Origin of the sequence: Butyrivibrio sp. (assembly GCF_017635265.1) — a bacterium.
Taxonomy (GTDB): domain Bacteria; phylum Bacillota; class Clostridia; order Lachnospirales; family Lachnospiraceae; genus Butyrivibrio.
On sequence record NZ_JAGBLU010000063.1, the window covers coordinates 1 to 20,261 of the forward strand.

Annotated in this window: 13 protein-coding genes, 1 pseudogene and 1 other annotated feature; of the genes and pseudogenes, 11 read left to right on the top strand and 3 right to left on the bottom strand. The window is 39.3% G+C overall.

Features of this window, described 5'->3' with window-relative positions:
• Positions 1-283 precede the first annotated feature (283 nt).
• Positions 284-388: pseudogene (locus tag J6O61_RS07590) on the top strand (acyl-CoA thioesterase); the annotation flags it as partial.
• A gap of 291 nt (positions 389-679) precedes the next feature.
• Positions 680-1,441, top strand: coding sequence for a helix-turn-helix domain-containing protein (locus J6O61_RS07595; RefSeq protein WP_292211504.1), 762 nt, complete (start codon positions 680-682; stop codon positions 1,439-1,441).
• A 60-nt stretch (positions 1,442-1,501) separates the two neighbouring features.
• Here J6O61_RS07595 and J6O61_RS07600 read toward each other — a convergent pair whose 3' ends face one another.
• Positions 1,502-2,989 carry a sodium/proline symporter gene (locus J6O61_RS07600; RefSeq protein WP_292211505.1) on the bottom strand — a complete coding sequence of 496 codons (1,488 nt, stop codon included), beginning with the start codon at positions 2,987-2,989 and terminating at the stop codon, positions 1,502-1,504.
• A gap of 234 nt (positions 2,990-3,223) precedes the next feature.
• Between J6O61_RS07600 and J6O61_RS07605 the strand changes: the two genes are divergently transcribed.
• Both J6O61_RS07605 and J6O61_RS07610 read left to right on the top strand, forming a co-directional pair.
• On the top strand, positions 3,224-3,694 hold the full coding sequence (locus J6O61_RS07605) for a GAF domain-containing protein (protein ID WP_292211506.1): 471 nt from the start codon (positions 3,224-3,226) through the stop codon (positions 3,692-3,694).
• 71 nt (positions 3,695-3,765) lie between these two features.
• On the top strand, positions 3,766-4,851 hold the full coding sequence (locus J6O61_RS07610; protein WP_292211509.1) for a threonine aldolase family protein: 1,086 nt from the start codon (positions 3,766-3,768) through the stop codon (positions 4,849-4,851).
• Positions 4,852-4,962: 111 nt separating this feature from the next.
• Here J6O61_RS07610 and J6O61_RS07615 read toward each other — a convergent pair whose 3' ends face one another.
• Complete coding sequence (locus J6O61_RS07615) at positions 4,963-6,519, bottom strand: glycosyl hydrolase family 28 protein (protein ID WP_292211511.1); 1,557 nt, start codon at positions 6,517-6,519, stop codon at positions 4,963-4,965.
• Positions 6,520-6,722: 203 nt separating this feature from the next.
• Positions 6,723-6,959, top strand: a binding site (T-box leader).
• Positions 6,960-7,092: 133 nt separating this feature from the next.
• On the opposite strand from J6O61_RS07615, the gene ileS reads away from it, so the two are divergent.
• From ileS to J6O61_RS07635, 4 genes are all read left to right on the top strand, one after another.
• Positions 7,093-10,284 (top strand): isoleucine--tRNA ligase, encoded by a 3,192-nt coding sequence (gene ileS / locus J6O61_RS07620; RefSeq protein WP_292211514.1) that lies wholly within the window; start codon positions 7,093-7,095, stop codon positions 10,282-10,284.
• 132 nt (positions 10,285-10,416) lie between these two features.
• Positions 10,417-10,959, top strand: a complete 543-nt coding sequence (locus J6O61_RS07625; protein WP_292211516.1) for a helix-turn-helix domain-containing protein — start codon at positions 10,417-10,419, stop codon at positions 10,957-10,959.
• A 3-nt stretch (positions 10,960-10,962) separates the two neighbouring features.
• Positions 10,963-11,769, top strand: a complete 807-nt coding sequence (locus J6O61_RS07630; protein WP_292211519.1) for a hypothetical protein — start codon at positions 10,963-10,965, stop codon at positions 11,767-11,769.
• 250 nt (positions 11,770-12,019) lie between these two features.
• On the top strand, positions 12,020-13,360 hold the full coding sequence (locus J6O61_RS07635) for an ATP-binding protein (protein ID WP_292211520.1): 1,341 nt from the start codon (positions 12,020-12,022) through the stop codon (positions 13,358-13,360).
• Positions 13,361-13,413: 53 nt separating this feature from the next.
• Here the strand turns inward: J6O61_RS07635 and J6O61_RS07640 are convergent, their stop codons facing one another.
• A complete protein-coding gene (locus J6O61_RS07640) occupies positions 13,414-14,991 on the bottom strand; it encodes a hypothetical protein (protein WP_292211524.1) in 1,578 nt (525 codons plus the stop codon).
• A 367-nt stretch (positions 14,992-15,358) separates the two neighbouring features.
• On the opposite strand from J6O61_RS07640, the gene J6O61_RS07645 reads away from it, so the two are divergent.
• From J6O61_RS07645 to J6O61_RS07655, 3 genes are all read left to right on the top strand, one after another.
• Complete coding sequence (locus J6O61_RS07645) at positions 15,359-15,844, top strand: helix-turn-helix domain-containing protein (protein WP_292211528.1); 486 nt, start codon at positions 15,359-15,361, stop codon at positions 15,842-15,844.
• 847 nt (positions 15,845-16,691) lie between these two features.
• Positions 16,692-19,163 carry a glycogen/starch/alpha-glucan phosphorylase gene (locus J6O61_RS07650; RefSeq protein WP_292211531.1) on the top strand — a complete coding sequence of 824 codons (2,472 nt, stop codon included), beginning with the start codon at positions 16,692-16,694 and terminating at the stop codon, positions 19,161-19,163.
• A gap of 163 nt (positions 19,164-19,326) precedes the next feature.
• Positions 19,327-20,241 (top strand): AraC family transcriptional regulator, encoded by a 915-nt coding sequence (locus tag J6O61_RS07655; protein ID WP_292211533.1) that lies wholly within the window; start codon positions 19,327-19,329, stop codon positions 20,239-20,241.
• Positions 20,242-20,261: the final 20 nt, after the last annotated feature.

Below are 20,261 nucleotides of genomic sequence, written 5' to 3' on the forward strand. Positions count from 1 at the left end.
ACGATAGGTATCAGGTGCAGCTACAAGGTATGGCACCAAATGAATACTATCACTATAAGGTAACCAATCAACTACCATCAGCATTGGCAATAAATACTGCCAAAAAATAATGCGTGTGTCCTTGACATGGGGTTCACTTTACTCTTAAACACACTGCCTATATTACAAGAATATGAATGGTAGCAGAACAAAAGCTACTAGAAAGTTCAATTGGAATATAATCAAGATAATTGACGAGGGCAGTAGTAAAACAGAAAGATTTCTTTTAAAGAGTAGATGGAGAATGAAAGCATATTCACATAAAGTTCAATATTACGAAACAGATAAGATGGGAATTACTCATCACTCCAACTATATCAGGTGGATAGAGCAGGCAAGGATAGATTTTTTCTCATTTGTGATTCAGAAATAAGAAATTTAAAAATATAAGCAATTTACTGATTCAGAAAGAGTAACTGCAAAGCTACATGTTTTTCTGATTGAAACCTACCGATAAACAATAGCCCTCAGGTAATATACGCCTGAGGGATAAGTATTTGTTCTGTAACTACTTCTACGAAAAGTAGAGTGAGATATTGAGCAAAAATATTCTCTGTTCTCCTATTGGTAGGGTTACAATATTAGTATGACCGTTTAACCTTATAAGTGTAACCAACCAATTTTCGGATAGGAGATTTTTATGCTTGACCAGAAGAAAACAGGAATGTTCATAAATGAAATGCGAAAGGAAAAGGGACTAACCCAAAAGCAATTGGCAGAAGAAATAGGTGTCAGTGATAAGGCAGTTTCCAAGTGGGAAAACGGAAGAGGTATGCCGGACACTTCGATTATTCCTGACCTTTGCAAGGTACTTGGCATTAACATAAATGAACTATTATCAGGTGAGCGCCTGTCTGAAGATGCTTATAACGGAAAGGCGGAAAACAATATGGTAGAACTGATAAAAGATAATGAAAAAACAAAACGTGAGAACACGGGGGCAGTAATTGGTACAATTATAGGTGGAGTGCTGCTTTGCCTGTTTATCTATGGCATTACAGTTATTTCCGGCGGCATGGCACAGATAATATGGTTTTTGGATGCGCCATCTCTGGTTGCTGTTCTTGGAATACAGTTTATTATTTTGGGAGCATCCGGGCAGTTTTACAACTATTTTAGAAGTTTCAGACTTGTTTTTGCGCCCAAAAGCTATAATCCTGAGGAACTTAAACTGCTTGCAGACAAATCCGAATATGCTGTTAGTTTTGGAATTAAAGCAATATTGTTGGCCGGGGCATTATCCAGTATCATAGGCTTTGTCATGGTGGCCGGAACAATAGGTGATTTATCACTCCTTGGGCCAAGCCTCGCGGTCGCTGTACTGACGTTGTTCTATTCGGTCCTGATATCGCTTTTTATGTATGTCATAAAAGGAAGAGTACACAGAATATATGAAGATTGAAAGCTAAATATAAAAAGGTCTCCGGGTGCGTGTGATATGTACCCAGAGACCTTTTTTGATTCAATTCTTTTTTGTACAAAGGCTTACAACAACATTTACTGCAAGGGCAATCAAAAATGCCGGTAAAAGCTCATAGATTGCGAATCCACCGCCAAGTTTTGCGATTCCGTATTTCCAGATAAATACAAAGGCGCCACCGGTTATCATTCCGGCAAGAGCACCCTGAAGAGTCGATTTATTCCAGAAGAGGGACAAAAGAACTACAGGACCAAATGCAGCTCCAAATCCGGCCCAGGCAAAGGAAACAATCTGGAAAACAGATGAATCAGGATCTCTTGCTATGAAGATGGCAACTATAGAGATGAGAACTACAGTAATCTTGGCAACTTTAACCTGAGTCTCGTCATCAAGTTTCTTTTTACCGAAAGCCTGTATAAGGTCGGATGAAATTGCAGAAGCAGAAGCCAAAAGCTGAGAGTCCGCAGTTGACATAGTTGCGGCTAGGATTCCTGAGAGAATGATACCGCCGACAACTGCAGGAAGTATTCCATAGTTGCTCATAAGGTTTGTGATATAGATAATAACTCTCTCCGCATTTCCGCTGCCTTCGAGCACTGGGATCTTGCCATTTGCACTCATTGCAAGACCGATAACTCCAATGGCAAGGGCAATGAACATGGCTATAACAACCCATACACTGGCAACTCTTCTTGAAATAGAGATTTTCTTCTCATCTTCGATAGCCATAAAACGCACTAAGATATGTGGCATTCCAAAGTAGCCAAGTCCCCAGGCCAGCATTGAGCATGCAGTCAGTGCGCCGTAAGGAGTTGAAGTTTTGGAAACGGGGTCATAAAGTTCGGATATACTTAAATAGCCGGGAAGAGATCTGGCATTATCTATAACGGCATTTAAACCGCCGGCCTGATTTATTCCAAAAAAGATAACGATAATGAGAGACAAGGTCATTGCTATACTTTGAACCAGATCAGTCATACATACTGCCTTAAATCCACCAAGTGAGCAATACAGCGCAATTATAATAGCGCTTACTATCATTGCAAAGGTGTAATCAATTCCAAACAGGGTATTAAAAAGCTTGCCGCAGGCAGCAAATCCGGATGCAACATAAGGAATGAAGAATACGACAATAACAAGAGCTGAGATAAGAGTAATTATTTTTTTCTCATCCTTATATCTGGCAGCAAAATATTCAGGAATCGTGATGGCCCCGAGCTTTTCCGTGGATTTTCTGATCCTTGAGGCAACTAAAAGCCAGTTGAGATATGTTCCAATGGCAAGGCCGATTATTGTCCATGTGGCATCGGCCATACCGGAGAGATAGGCAAGTCCGGGAATTCCAAGAAGCAGCCAGCTACTCATATCTGAGGCTTCCGCACTCATGGCTGCAACCAAAGGACCTAGTTTTCTTCCTCCAAGATAGAAATCTCCGGCATCATCATTTCCTTTAGAAAAAATAACACCTATAAGGATCATCATCGCCAGATACAGCACAATTACAATACCGATTACAAGTTGTGTTCCCATAAATCCTCCCACATAATATTTTTCTTTTTTAATACGTTAGCACAGTAAAGTTACAGAGTCAATGTATAAATGAACAGGGCCATGTGCCTGAAAACAGTAGAAACAGCACTTGGGACTGTGTAAAAAGCAGCATGGAAAAAATACATTGTGTGCAAGGTAAAATAATGATAGAATCGGCTTTGAGATGATGGAAGATGTTCCATTTAATAGATAACAGCAATAAGGAGCACGGTTATGACAGATTACAAGTTATTAGCACAGCAGATAAAGGTTCTTGCAGAGGATGAACCGAATTTCATGCCGGTATTTTCCAATGCGTCGGCACTTTTATATGAGAACATGGAAGATTTGAACTGGGCAGGCTTTTACCTTATGGACAAGGGATCTCTTTTGCTGGGACCTTTTCAGGGAAAGGTGGCATGTATAAGAATTGAGCTTGGAAAAGGAGTATGCGGTACTGCAGCCGGTAAGGACGAAACACAGCTGGTAAAAAATGTTCATGAATTCGCCGGACATATTGCCTGCGACAGCGCATCAAATTCTGAAATAGTTGTTCCGATTCACAAGGATGGAAAGGTTGTTGCAGTACTTGATATTGACAGCCCAAGCCTTAACAGATTTGACGAGGCAGATAAAGAGGGCCTTGAGACTTTCGTAAAAGCCCTTGAAGAAGTAGTGGATTTTAGTGAAATAACCTTTGCATAAAATTTTTATAAACGTATAATTGATAATTTATAATCATAAAATGCAAGAATAATGGAGGCAGATATACCGGCATGAATCAGAAGATTTCTTTTTCCAGTGATTACACAAAAGGCGCACATCCACTGATTTTGCAGCGTCTTACTGAAACAAATTTCGAGCAGATAGCAGGATACGGGACAGATGATTATTGCAAGAATGCTGCAGATAAAATCAAGAAGAAATGCAATGCCCAGGATGCAGATGTCTTTTTTCTCGTAGGTGGTACTCAGACAAACCAAACGGTCATTGACATGTTGCTTGAGCCTTATGAAGGAGTAGTGGCAGCGCAGACAGGACACGTTGCAGCCCATGAGGCAGGTGCCATTGAGTTTTCCGGTCATAAAGTTCTGACCCTTCCAAGTTTTCAGGAAGAGCCACAGTTCGAAGACAAGACAAAACCATGTTATTCAGATCAGGTGGGCAAAATAAAAGCTGAAGACATAAAAAAACTGATTGATAGTTTTTATGTTGACGATAATCATGAGCACATGGTTTTCCCGGGGGCTGTTTATATTTCCCATCCCACTGAGTACGGAACTCTTTATTCAAAGGCTGAACTGGAAGAGATTTCAGCGATTTGCAGACAGTATAAGATTCCTCTTTTCCTTGATGGTGCAAGGCTCGGATATGGTCTTAAAGCTAAAAGAACTGATGTCACATTGGAAGACATAGCAAGGCTTGTTGACGTTTTCTATGTTGGAGGAACCAAAGTAGGAGCGATGTTTGGAGAAGCGGTTGTGTTCCCGGGGAAAGTCCCGGTAAAGCATCCTGTTCCCATAATCAAGCAGCATGGAGCGCTTCTTGCGAAAGGATGGCTCTTGGGGCTTCAGTTCGATACGCTTTTCACAGATGACCTTTATATGAAGATAAGCCAAAATGCTATTGATATGGCGGAACTTTTAAGAGAAGGACTTCAGAAAAAAGGCTATCAGCTCTATATCGATTCTCCAACCAATCAGCAATTTGTTGTAATGGAGGATGAGAAGTTAAAAGAGCTTTCAGAGCACGTAACATATGGATTCTGGGAAAAGCTTGATGATACTCATACTGTAGTGAGATTTGCTACGGACTGGGCAACCAAAAAAGAGGATATCGATACACTTTTGAAATATCTGTAATAACCGTTTAAAAGAAAAAGCTTACCATATTTTAGATGAACGGCGGCTACTGATCAGTAATGCCGCTTACATGCCAAAATAGGGTAAGCTTATTTTTTAATTATTATTTAATCAAGAAACACTTTTTATGTTTTCAAATGATATATTTTCACAGTATTCCATATGGATGCTGTCGCTGTCATTTGACGGATTTTCCATTGTAATATCTTTAAAAGAAATATTTTTTATCTCGAAACCTGGTTCATCAAAACCGCAAAGCAGGATCGATGGGCAGTTGTGCCATTCATTTTTTCCGGCATTATTGTCCAGATAGCGCCCTAAAAGATGCAGCCTTTCAAAGTGACAGAAGCCAAGCACAGGTGGCACTTTTGAACCTTCACCGTCGTCGTTGTAACCAACGGAATGCATCTGGATATGGGAGGCTGTAATGTCTCTTACGAGCACATTTTTTACATATCCGCCGCGCTTTTTGGTGGCTTTTATCTCAATTCCTGACCAGGTAGGCCCCATATCACAGTCCCATAGTCTTACATCTTCAACACCGCCTGACATCTCACTTCCGATACAAAGACCATGACCGTAATGGCAGATGCTGTCAAAAACACGGATATGCTTTGTTGGTCTGTTAATGACGTTTCCCTCGGGATTTTTTCCCGATTTGATGGCGACTGAGTCGTCTTCTGTATAGAATTCGCAGGCATAGAGCGTTGAATTGGTAGAAGAATCCGGATCCCATCCATCGCCGTTCCATACGCCTTCTGACTTGATAATACAATGATCGGTCACAATTCTATCGGAGTAGATAAAATGCAGGTTCCAGGATGGGCCATAGCCGAGAGTAAGACCATGAATCCAGATGTTTTGGCAATTACTCATATTTATCAGCCTGCCGCGAAATCTGCTGGCAATGGTTTCAGGCTTCTCATATTCTTTTATCTTATCGCCAAGAGAAGCGATGTAGTCCTTTAGTCTTTCTCCCTCAATTCTGGCAATGGCCTTGGCCAGAGTAGCTCCGCCGCCCATTATGCTTCCTTTTCCGTGAATAAGCACATTTTCGCAGTTATAACCGCTATCATGATCAAGTTCGCCCAGATTAAGAAGGCTCCTGTAACATTCCATCTCGTAGCCTTCAAAGCGGCTTTTTATTTTGGGAAGATAATCAAAGGGCTCGTCAGTACCCTGTAAAAGAGCTCCCTCATCAAGGAATATTTCTGTATTTGAATGAACGTTCAATGCACCTGTCAAAAAAGTTCCTGCAGGAATATAGACTACTGAATTTTCATCACACGCATCCAGAGCAGACTGAATTACGTTAGTGTTTAGTGTTTTACCATCTCCTATGGCATTGTATGGAGCCTTGGTGATGTCGATTTTTTCACGGGATTTTTTTGTTTTTATTTTTATGTCACCAAGCAGAAGTGGCTCGCCGGCATCTTTTCCTTCCACATTCGGGCTATATACTATATAAACTGAAACCTCGTAAGTTGTATCAGGAGTAAGATCTGATAAAGTGGCGTGAGTTTTGTTGGTTTTTATCGTATCCAGAGTATTGGCATTAACAACCAGATATTCACAATCAGGAGTTGCATCAAGCGGAAGATCCCAAAAAATCTCTGCGAAGGTATCAGATACTCTGTAATCTAAAAGAAAATCAAAAATAACGCTCATAAGAAATCCTCTTTTCTAATATATAAAACCATAATAAATTGTGAAAAAAAATGAATCTATCTGAAAATGACCTTAAATTATGCAGTTTCAACCATGCGAAAAAACGTTAAATCCATATGGAATATCAGTGATGCCGGTAAGAGATTAATTTTTATCTTGCATGGTAAAAAAATAAGTAGTATTATATGAACGTTATTAAGAATAAAAAAGCTGTGACGAAGACAGTAGGCAGTGTATGAAAGCTTTCAGAGAGCCGGCGGTTGGTGTGAGCCGGTGCGAGTAGACGCTATCGAAAATCACTTCTGAGCTGCAGGATTGAACCTATAGTAGATCCTGACGAGTATCCCTTCGTTAACGGGAAGCGTATTCAACCATTTTAAATGGCGCGTATGTGTAAACAGGTGGTATAACGAGAGTGTAATTACAGCCTCGTCCTTTTTACAAGGACGGGGCTTTTGTTTGAGCAGAGCACCTGGCGAGGTATTATCGAGCCTGGTGTGAGCCATGGGTGAACACTTAGCGAGACTATGTCGAGCTTAGTGAGAATCCCAGTAATGATGAAAGGAGCAAATTATGTACACAAAAGTCGAAACTGACATGAATTTCGTCGGCAGAGAGAAAAAGATTGAAGAATTCTGGAAAAAAGAAAACATCTTCCAGAAGAGTGTTGACACCAGAAGTAAGGGTGAAATGTATATGTTCTATGATGGCCCGCCAACAGCCAATGGTAAGCCACATATCGGACACGTTCTTACCCGTGCTATCAAGGATATGATCCCAAGATACCGTACAATGAAGGGATATACAGTTCCACGTAAGGCTGGTTGGGATACACACGGTCTTCCTGTTGAGCTCGAAGTCGAGAAGATGCTTGGTCTTGATGGCAAAGAGCAGATCGAAGAGTACGGAATGGAGCCTTTCATCAAAAAATGTAAGGAATCTGTTTGGAAATACAAAGGAATGTGGGAAGATTTCTCCGGCACAGTCGGATTCTGGGCTGATATGGAACACCCATATATCACATACGATGACAATTTCATTGAGTCTGAATGGTGGGCTCTTAATGAAATCTGGAAGAAAGGTCTTTTATACAAGGGCTTTAAGGTAGTTCCTTACTGTCCTCGTTGTGGCACACCTCTTTCATCACACGAGGTTGCACAGGGTTATAAGACACTAAAAGAGCGTTCAGCTATCGTTCGTTTCAAGGTTAAGGGCGAGGATGCTTACTTCCTTGCATGGACAACAACACCTTGGACACTTCCTTCAAACATCGGTCTTTGCGTAAATCCTGATGAGAAATACGTCAAGGTTAAGGCAGCAGATGGCAATGTATACTATCTTGCGCAGGCACTTGCAGATAACGTACTTGGAAGCCTTGCAAAAGAAGAAGGCGAAAAGGCTTATGAAGTTCTTGAGACATACGTTGGTACAGATCTTGAGTACAAAGAGTACGAGCCACTTTATCAGTGCGCAGCTGATGAGACAGAGAAACAGCACAAGAAGGCATTCTTTATCTACTGCGATACATATGTAACTATGACAGATGGTACAGGTATCGTACATATCGCTCCTGCATTCGGTGAAGACGACGCAAGAGTTGGTCGTAAGTATGATGCTCCTCTTGTTCAGATGGTTGATTCAGAGGGACGTCTTAAACCTGAAACTCCTTTTGCAGGTATGAGATGTAAGCCTACACAGAAGGAAATGGACGAGGGTGCTATTAGTGCAGATCCAGAGGTGTTAAAAGACCTTGATAAGAGAGGACTTCTCTTTGGTGCACCAAAGATGGAGCATGATTATCCTCACTGCTGGAGATGTGGAACACCACTTCTTTACTACGCTCGTTCATCATGGTTCATCAAAGTTACAGAAGTTAAGGATGACCTTATCCGCAACAATAAAGAGATCAACTGGGTTCCTGAGTCAATCGGTAAGGGACGTTTTGGTGACTGGCTTGAGAATATCCAGGATTGGGGTATCTCACGTGACAGATATTGGGGAACACCTCTTAATATCTGGGAGTGCGATGACTGTGGACATCAGCTTTCTGTTGGTTCAAGAAAAGAACTCGCTGAGCTTTCAGGAGATCCTTCAGCAGAAACTTGTGAGCTTCACAGACCATATATTGATAAATTTGAGATCACATGTCCTAAGTGCGGCAAGAAGATGCACAGGGTAAAAGAAGTTATCGACTGCTGGTTCGATTCAGGAGCAATGCCATTTGCTCAGCTTCACTACCCATTTGAGAATAAAGAACTTTTCGAGAAGCAGTTCCCTGCTGAATTTATTTCAGAGGCTGTAGACCAGACAAGAGGATGGTTCTACTCACTTCACGCAGAGGCAACACTTCTTTTCAACAAACCTGCATTTAAAAATGTTATAGTTCTGGGCCTTGTGCAGGATGAGAACGGACAGAAGATGAGTAAATCAAAGGGCAATGCAGTTGATCCTTTCGATGCACTTGAAAAATATGGCGCAGATGCTATCAGATGGTACTTCTACACTAACAGTGCTCCATGGCTTCCTAGCAGATTCTCAGGTGATGCTGTTATGGAAGGACAGCGTAAGTTCCTGGGAACACTTTGGAACACATATGCGTTCTTTACACTTTATGCAAACATCGATGGATTCGATGCTGCAAACTATAAGCTTGAGACAGATAAGCTCACAGTTATGGATAAGTGGCTTCTTTCAAAGCTTAACAGCTGCGTAAAGGCTGTAGATGAGAACCTTGCAAACTATCGTATTCCTGAAGCAGGCAAGGCACTTGATAGCTTTGTAGACGAGATGTCTAACTGGTATGTACGCCGCTCACGTGAAAGATTCTGGGCTAAGGGAATGGAGCAGGATAAGATTTCTGCTTACATGACTCTTTACACAGCACTTGTAACTGTATGTAAGGCAGCAGCTCCTATGGTTCCATTCATGACTGAGGAGATTTATCAGAACCTCGTAAGAAATAGCTTCAAGGATGCTCCTGAAAGTATTCACCTCTGCGATTTCCCTGAGGTTGATGAGAGCATGATCGATACAAAGCTTGAGAAAGATATGGAAGAAGTTCTTGATATCGTTGTTCTTGGACGTGCAGCAAGAAATGCAGCAAACATCAAGAATCGTCAGCCTATCGGCCAGATGTATGTAAAGGCAGAAGAGACTGTTGGCGAGTTCTATACTGAGATTATCAGAGAAGAGCTCAATGTTAAGAATGTAAGCTTTACAGATGATGTTCGTGACTTTACAAGCTACACATTCAAGCCACAGCTCAAGACTTTAGGACCAAAATATGGCAAGAACATCGGAGCTATCAAGAGCTATCTTGAAGGACTTGATGGAAATGCCACAATGGATGAACTTAACAGAGGCGGAAGCATCAAGTTCACAGTAAATGACGTTGATGTTGAACTTGTTAAGGAGGATCTTCTTATAGAGATGGCTCAGAAGGAAGGCTTCATTTCTCAGGAGAACTGTGGTATCACAGTTGTTCTTGATACAAACCTTTCAGAAGAACTCTTAAATGAAGGTTTCGTACTTGAAGTAATCAGTAAGGTTCAGACAATGCGTAAGGATTCCGGATTTGAAGTTATGGATCATATCAAGGTTTCCTTAAATGGCAATGACAAACTTGCTGAGATCATCAAGGCTAATGAAAGCAGCATCTCAACAAAGGTTCTTGCTAATGAGATCATCTATGGCTCTGATGTAGCAAATGCAAAAGAGTGGGATATCAACGGCGAGAAAGTTACAATCGGCGTAGAAAAGGTTTAATACAGAATAAATAATGTGGGCGGTGCTGCAGATGCAACACCGCCTATTTACACATAACCACATTTTTGTCGGTAAATTCAACTTGAACAGCCGACAAAAATGTGGTTATATTAATTTATGGAGGAATAGTTTATGGCAAAGTACGTAACTCCTACAGGAGTAACTGCAGAAGAAATAAAGCTTGTTAGAGAGATTTTGGGGATGACGCAAAAAGAATTTGCGGAGTTTGTAAATGTTTCAAAGCGTACAGTTGAAAGATGGGAATCCACAGATGAACAGATAACAGGACCTATTACGGTGTTATTGGATTTAATAATAAAGAATCATGGATTGGCGGAAGAGCTCTCAGTTCCACAGAAAAAATACAAAATGCGTTTGTGGTACATGTATCATGATTTTGTGTGCACAATAATTGATGTTGACGAGATGGAAAAGAAGGTGTTAATACACAACTATATTTCCAATCCTTTGTATAGAGCATTTGGAGTTAATACGGAGCCTACATATGAAGAATACGTAGAGTTTTTAAAATCCAGATGCTTTCCTGAGAGCAGAGATAAGCTGAAACTAGAGTTAAAAAGATTGGATATACCTTTTTATGATCCAATCATGATAATTGAGAAAACTCAAGGCCGTATGGCTGACGATGACTTTTGGATAAAATTGGAGTGGTAAAGCATGGTAGAGCTTTTTGATAAAGATATAAAAACAGAAAATCGAAAGTCTTCAAAAGGCAATCAGCTCAAATTTGAGAGAGAGGGAATATGGTACAAGGCTGACTATATGGGTTATGAAGGTTTGGCGGAATGCGTAATATCAGCTCTTTTAACAAAATCATCCCTTGAAAAAGATGAGTATGTGAGCTATGACTTTGAGACAATAGGTTATAAGGGAAATACTTATAGAGGCTGTAAAAGCATTGATTTCACCGATGGTTGGAAATTGATTACTCTTGAAAGGCTTTTTGCAGATAATTTTGGAGAGTCGCTTAATAAGATGATATATCGAACTCAGAGCCATGAAGACAGACTAAAACTGATAGTTAATCAGACCGAGCGCATTACAGGGCTTACAGGTTTTGGGGCTTATATGAACAAATTGCTTACTATTGATGCGCTATTTCTTAATGAAGACAGACATACGCACAATATAGCAGTTTTGATGAATGATAAGCGAGATTTTAAGTTGTGTCCTATCTTTGATAATGGTGCAGGGCTTCTTTCCGATACTAAGATGGATTACCCTTTAGGAAGAGATGTTTTCTCACAGATAAATGATGTTAAGCCAAAAACATTTTCAACGTCGTTTGAGGAACAACTTGAAATATCAGAAAAACTCTATGGACAGAATATTTCATTTCATTTTTCGCAAGAAGAGGTGGAGGATATATGTTTTACAGAGAACAATTACACAGATAAAGAAAAAGAACGTGTTGTGGAAGTGATTCTGGAGATGAAAAGACGATATAAATATCTGTTTAAGTGATTGGAATAAAAAAAGGGCGGTGCTGCAGATGCAACACCGCCTATATTATTGTAGGAGGTCATATATGAAAAGGAGAAACGTAGGTAAACTTAAATTACATGTCTACCTTTCTTGATTGCTACAATGTGACGCCAAAAAAATGGAAAAAGTGTATGATTTGTGAGTAAAATTCATAGAAAAAGTGTATAATATAAGAGCGGAGATTATAGAAAAAGTGCTTTTTGTTCCGTAGGAATCTACAGGAGGTCGTATGATAAGAAGAACGATTGAAAAAGAAATATCAAATTGGATAATGGGGGATCATAGGGCGCTGCTTATTGACGGAGCAAGACAGGTTGGAAAAACTTATACTATAAGGCATTGTTTAAAAGAACAAAAATGTGATTATGTTGAAGTTAATCTGATAGATAATCAAGATGCTTTAAAGGCTTTAACGAAATCAGAATCTGTCGATGATCTGGTGATTAATCTATCTGCTTCAACGGGGCATAAATTCATAAAGAATAAAACTATAGTATTTATAGATGAAGTCCAGGAGCTAAAAGAACTTGTCACAAGAATAAAGTTTTGGGTTGATGATGCCAGCTTTCGGTACATTTTAAGTGGCTCATTACTTGGAGTAGAACTTAGAGCACTCAGATCGGCACCTGTTGGTTACATACACGAGCTTAAAATGTATCCGCTTACGTTTGAAGAATTTATGATTGCTAATGGCGTAACTGAAGAAGTGTTAAATCACTTAAGGGACTGTTTTGAAAATAAGAAAAAAGTAGGTGAGATAGTCCATAATAAGGTGATGAAACTGTTCAATAGATATCTTGTTGTTGGTGGAATGCCACAGTCGGTTCAAAAGCTGATAGATACAGGAAATATTGGTGAAATTGATGAGATACAGGGGGATATTATTTCTTTTTACAAACGAGATTATACAAAATATGAGGATGTAGACAAAAGACTTTTGCTAAATGACATATATGATTTGATTCCTGCTCAACTTCTAAAACAAAACAGAAGATTTAATTATGCAGATATAAAAAAGGGATTACGTTTTGAAAAGGTGGAGAATTCTTTTATGTGGCTGTATAAAGCAGGAGTCGTGCTCCCATCTTTCAATGTTACAGAGCCCAAAATTGCCTTGAAGTTAAATGAAAAGAGTAGTCTGGTAAAGCTTTACTATTCAGATGTCGGATTATTGACATTCTCATGTGGGGATTCAATGAGGCGTGGAATACTATATGGAGAAGGAGTTCCCAATTTAGGAGGAGTGTATGAAAATGCAGTTATCCAAGAGTTAAGTGCTAATGGATTTGATGTTTATTATTATAATAGTAAAAAACTTGGTGAGCTGGATTTTGTCGTTGAGTATAATGGAAGAGTTTTACCAATCGAAGTAAAAAGCGGCAAAGACTATTATGTTCATTCTGCAATCAGCAATGTGGTAAACAATAATGAATTTGATATTGAAGAGGCATTTGTATTTTCAGGGCATGATGTCTCGGTAGATGGAAAAATTGTATATTATCCAATATACATGACAACATTTATGAAAAAAAAGCTGGAAATGCCAACACTTGAGAAAATTATAATTTAAAAAGGGCGGTGCTGCAGATGCAACACCGCCTATATTATAGAGAAAATTTTCAATTAAAGTTCTGTTGAACCAAGGATTGACATAAGTCTTAAGAATCCACAATAGCCACCTTTATCAAGAAGTGAATTTACATCGTAACCGGCGGGAATAGTAACCTTAAGCTTTTTTCCACCATATGTGAATACAACGTTAACATCAATATCAGGACGTGCGGCAATTGCATCAATCATTTTTTTGTCAAAACAAGCTACTCTGTCAGTTTCAATGTTTAAAGCACCATCTTCTGGAGCTGCTGCTACGTTAGAAATAATTGATTCCTTATACTGAGCAGGCGTAACTTTAGCAATATCATAGCTTACCATACGAGCTGGCTTATCACCACTGATTGCAGCTGAAGCGGCAGCAGCATCTGCAGATGTAGAAGTGTTGGCTATAACAATTGCACCTTCAGAAATCGGGCTCGTGCTAGACGCTGACTCTTCGTTAGATGGTTCATTTTCAACAATGTATGATGTAGAGCCGTCGCTGTTAGTAACAGGAATAAGACGAACGTTAACATAGATTCCACCTTTGTTATTGGTAAGTGTTAATGCATAGGTTCCATCATCATTCTGTTTAACAGAAACGTTATCTCCAGCGTTTACTTCGTATCCCTCGGGAAGCGCGTTGTCTAACGCTACGATGAAAGAGTCATTTACATTGATTGTGTCATAATCACCTGTACCATGTTTTTCGATATCATCTCCGCTTATATTAATTCCATATGTTTCATCAGATGCTGCATCTTTCTTAATAATGTAATTAATCGCTGAAAGCACAGTTTCTTTTACTTTAGAAACAATGTCTTGAGATGTGGAGCTTGACATGACAGAGATAGGATTGTCGGTACCTGTTATCTCATAAATTGTAATATCAGGAATATCATTTAGCATGTCTTTTTCAGAAGAATATTCATTACCGCCATTATTCACGGAAGGGGAGTAAATTTCGATTCCCTGCTGTTTGTCATCGGAGATGGAAATCGTACCAGTTACAGTTATGCTACCACTTTGGTCATCATCATCAGGATTAATTAGAATTCCTTCTTTAATTGTGTTTATATCTCCATTAATGGTGACATTGCCGTCGCCTTCAGAGCTTATACCTCTGCTATTAACAGTCACGTATTCGTCTATTTTATTTCCATCATTATCATGTACTGTAACTGTTGTTTCTACTCCTGTAACATTGATGTTACCATTAACTGTCACTGATGAATCTGAACTCATAGATATAGCTGAACCACCTGCAACAATATCATTATTTACAGTAACAGATGCCCCACTATTAGCAGAAACAGCAGCGCTTGCAGCAGTATAGGTATTGCCGTTAGATGTGGTATATTCATAGGTACCCTGCTGGTCAATATGACCATTCATTGTAACTTCAGTTTCTGAACCTGAAGCAGTAATTGCAGACGAGCCATCTGTAATTACAATATCCTTATCAATAGTAATTACTTCTCCAGAGTGAGCAGATTGGGTTTCAGTCAATACTTCAGAGTCTTCCGCAAATGCAGTAAGACTAGGTGCAACGAGCATTGAGAAAGCAGTTGCTGTTGCTGTTAAAGATACTAGAAATTTCTTTTGCATAACACTAATTCCCTCCTTAGAATATGTGTACATAGGTTAAGCGAAAAAATCGCCGATTGCATAAATGTTAGCACTTGCAAAAAGAAAAACAATCGAAAATTCGTTCGAAGGGGGCGGAGGATTCGCATAAATAGTAGGATTAAGCTTATATGTTAAATTACAATTAAGCAAAAATAATGGAATTATAAACCAAAATGTTGCGATAGAAGTGAGAGCAGGCACAATATATGAGTCGGAACAAAAGATAAATTATTTACCGTTTTTATAAAAGTGATAAAATATATTTCCGAGTATTACATTTTGATATTTCCTGGGCTAGCCTTAATTATAGAAAATTATCGAAATTTAAGCGGTTTAGGAGATGAGCATGTCAGATACACCATTAACAAAACAGCTTAGAATGTTAAGAAAACGTCATCATTATACACAGAAAAAAGTCTCAGACTATATTGGAACAACAAGAGCAAATTATTCACATTATGAGACCGGAATCACAATTCCTTCAAATGATATATTGAACAAGCTTTCAATTCTATATAATGTTCCACTTATGAATCTTATAAAACTTTCAGCATTATCCAAAAAGGAAGAACTGGAAAAGATAAAGCCGGAGGGAAAAGCGGGATTTGACGGACTCTTTATAGATAATCCAAGTTCACCTTCGCTGGATCCGTTATATCTGGAATTTATTAATAACTGGTCTGAGATGAGTGACAAAGAGTTAAAGGAGTGGATGGAACCTGAAGATTTGGAACTGATTTATTACTATCATCAACTATCACCTGAGAATAAAAATCTGGCAACAGAGATGGTCAGACTGTTTATAAAAAATGACAGAAATATAAAAAATTGAACTTTAATACATATTGGCGATAAAAGTTGTAACAAAACATAGGAATTTGTCCAAAAGCGTAGCGTAAAAAGCTGCGCTTTATTTTGATAATGTGATATAGAAAAAATGGGAGAGAGTCGCTATTACAAGGCTTTCCGGGAGGTAAAAAGGAAAAATAAGAAACAGTTGTTTTGTAGATTATAGACAAAGTAATATAGAGTTTTTTTCAATAAGCAAGGATAATAACCAATGCGTACTGTCAGCCAATAAAAAGCTAACAATTTAACGAACATTGCATGTGCTGGCAGAAATAAAGATAGATAAATATTTCACAAATTATACATAAAATTCAGTTAGCGCTGTTAAACAGTAATAGGTAATCGAAAAGCCGTCATACCAGTATCTGCCTTTATTTCATATATGTACAAAATAAAGTTTCAAAAGAATAAACATACAATGAAATTACACACCATAATTATCACAAATGCGACACACTTTTTTGTGTAGTAGTGCTAATTGCATAGGAAAAACGACTGTGATAGAGTGTTTTCTGCGCTTTGGAGCGCGGGGAAACGTTTTTGGAAAGGCATATGTGGAAGTCATGAGAGTTCTTTCTTGGATGCTTGACTGTTTGCAGCCTGGCACAGTCGCATTACCACATAGAAAGCAAAAATACCAATAATAAAAAGACGGTCTTAGTTTGATATGTACCGTCTTTTTATCGTTATACAAGGATTGGTTTGAAACGATATCCTGAATTCTGAGAATTGACGTTATTGCAATAATGTACGAATATGCGGTAAAATTATTACGTGTACTGTATTTTGTTTGTGAGTGCAGATTAGAAAATGTTCTATGAGGAGGCAACATGAAGAAAAAGGCACTGAAGTTTGACAAAGATTTATTCAAGAGAAGTGTGCAGTATAACGTAAAAACTCTCTATAGAAAAACTATGGATGAGGCTACACCGCAGGAAATGTATCAGGCATCAGCCTATGCAATCAAGGACGCGATAGTCGATCACTGGATGACAACACAGAAGGTTGCTTCAGAGCAGGATCCTAAGATTGTCTATTATATGTCCATGGAATTCCTTATGGGAAGAGCTTTTGGAAATAACCTTATAAACCTTCAGGCTTATAAGCCGGTAAAAGAGGCTTTGGATGAGCTCGGGGTTGATGTAAACCTTGTTGAGGATCAGGAACCGGATCCGGCTCTTGGAAATGGAGGCCTTGGAAGACTTGCTGCCTGCTTTTTGGATTCTCTTTCAACGCTTGGATATATGGCTTATGGCTGTGGAATCCGTTATAAATACGGAATGTTCCGTCAGAAGATCAAGGATGGCTATCAGGTAGAAGTTCCGGATACATGGCTTGAGAACGGCAATCCATTTGAACTTAGAAGAAACGAATACGCCAAGGAAGTAAAGTTTGGCGGTTACGTAAATATGTATACCGATGAGCGTGGAAGAACTATGTTCAAGCAGGAAGGCTATCAGGTTGTGCGTGCTATTCCTTATGACCTTCCAATTGTAGGTTACGGAAACGGTGTGGTTAACACTCTTAGAATATGGGATGCTGAGCCGATTCAGTGCTTCCAGCTTGACTCTTTTGACAAGGGTGATTATCAGAAGGCTGTAGAGCAGGAGAATCTTGCAAGTCAGCTTTGTGAAGTGCTTTATCCCAATGACAATCACATTGCAGGAAAAGAACTAAGGCTTAAACAGCAGTATTTCTTTATATCTGCGTCAGTTCAGACTGCTCTTCAGAGATATTTAAAGACACATGATGATATCAAGAAGTTTTATGAAAAAGCAGTATTCCAGCTCAATGACACGCATCCTACGGTTGCAGTTGCAGAACTTATGAGGCTTCTCATGGATGAGTATTATCTTTCATGGGATGAAGCCTGGGATGTTACAACCAAAACATGCTGCTATACCAACCATACAATAATGGCGGAAGCTCTTGAAAAGTGGCCTGTAGATTTGTTCCAGAGACTTCTTCCGAGAATTTATCAGATTGTAGATGAGATCAACAGAAGATTTGTTGACCAGATCATGCGCAAGTACACTGGTTCTGCGGGAATCGACGTTCAGGCCAAGATACGCAGCATGGCAATTCTTTATGATAATCAGGTTAAAATGGCTCATCTTGCTATTGTTGGCGGACATTCAGTAAATGGTGTTGCCAAGCTTCATACAGAGATTCTTGAAAAGAGGGAGCTTAAGGATTTCTATGAGATGATGCCTGAGAAATTCAACAATAAAACAAATGGTATCACTCAGAGAAGATTCCTTATGCATGCAAACCCACTCCTTGCCGACTGGGTAACGGAAAAGATCGGAGACGGATGGATCACAGACCTTTCTCAAATGGATAAACTGAAAGCTTTTGCTGATGACAAGAAGGCACAGGCAGAGTTTATGGATATTAAGCTTCAGAATAAAAAGCGTCTTGCAAAGTATATTTTGGAGCACAACGGAGTAGAAGTCGATCCTAAGTCAATATTCGATGTACAGGTAAAGCGACTTCATGAGTATAAGAGACAGCTCCTTAATATCCTTCAGGTAATTCATAAATACAATGATATCAAGACTCATCCTAATAAAGATTTCTATCCAAAGACATATATCTTTGGTGCTAAGGCTGCAGCCGGATACCTTACGGCAAAGCTTACAATTAAGCTTATCAACTCGGTTGCAGATGTAATAAACAATGATCCCGATATCAATGGCAAGATCAAGGTTGTGTTTATTGAAGACTACAGAGTTTCAAATGCTGAGCTTATATTTGCGGCAGCTGACGTTTCAGAGCAGATTTCAACAGCATCAAAAGAAGCATCGGGTACAGGTAATATGAAGATGATGCTCAACGGTGCAGTAACCCTTGGAACACTTGATGGTGCAAATGTTGAGATTGTAAACGAAGTTGGAGAAGAAAACGCATTCATATTTGGACTTACTTCACAGGAAGTAATGGAGTATGAGAAAAATGGCGGATATAATCCGATGGATATCTATAACAACAACCCTAATGTCAAAGCGGTTCTTGATAAACTTGTTGATGGTACATTCTCAAGTGACAGAGAACTGTTCAGACCGCTTTATAACTGCCTTCTTAACACAGTTAATTCCAACAAGGCAGACCAGTACTTTATATTGAAAGATTTCGAGTCTTATCTGGAAGCACAAAAGAGAATATCCGATGCATATCAGGATAAGAAGCGCTGGGCAAAGATGGCTCTTTTGAACACAGCAAGCTGCGGAAAGTTCTCGTCAGACAGAACAATTCAGGAGTATGTTGACGAAGTATGGCATCTTGACAAGCTTGAAATGTAAAAATGTTATATTTATAAATATGAGGCAGTACCTTGGAATAATCCCGGGTACTGCTTTTTTGACATTATACGGGGAAAGGATTTGCAATACCCGGTTTATTTACTCACTTTAAATCATGAAAGCCTGCTGTTATAATGTTGGATAGTGAATGAAAGGAATGACCATGGAAAAAGCATATAAACTTCTTTTTAGTACAGAAGAATCAGATGATTTGTATGTGTACTGTTGTGGGCTATCGCAGACGGAGGCACATCACAGCTTTGGACCGGCTCTTAAGCCGCATTTTATGATTCATTTTGTGATGAGCGGAAAAGGCAGATTTTCCATAGGCGGCAATAACTATCCACTTAAAGAGGGCTACGGCTTTTTGATAGTTCCGGATGAACTGGCTTATTATGTGGCTGATGAAAAAGACCCTTGGACTTATGTATGGATCGGATTTGGCGGTAAAAGAGCTGAAAAAATTGTTTCACAGCTTGGTTTATCTCTTCAGCAGCCTATTTTTAAGAGTGATAAGTCAAAAACTATCTATAATCTTGTAAAAGATATGATGGAGCACAATACCTTTAGTGTGGAAGACGACCTTCGAAGAAATGGGCTTCTATCTATGTTTTTGTCGGTAATTGCATCGGGACTTTCGGTGACACCCAAAAGTGATTCAGGAACGGACAATGACTATGTGACAAGAGCACAGGCTTTTGTGCGCAGCAATTACTGCAACCCCATAAAGGTCACCGATATAGCTGATTATGTCTGCATAAACAGGAGCTATCTGTACACATTGTTCCAAAATAGTCTTGGCATTTCGCCGCAGCAGTATCTTGCAAGCTATAGGATTGCCAAGGCGACTGAGTTGTTGCAACTGACATCTCTGTCAATAGAGTCTGTAGCCATATCCTGCGGATATTCTGATCCACTTGTCTTTTCCAAGGCATTCAGGCAGGAAAAAGGTATGTCTCCGTCAAGGTATCGCAAGTCTTTGCCCAAAAGTGACAGTGAGATAAGTAGTAAAGAGCATTTAAAGCAGGTAGAGCAGCTTATAGAGGCAAGGCACATGAAGTCTAATGACCCTGATTAAAGCCAAATAAGGGGAGCTAT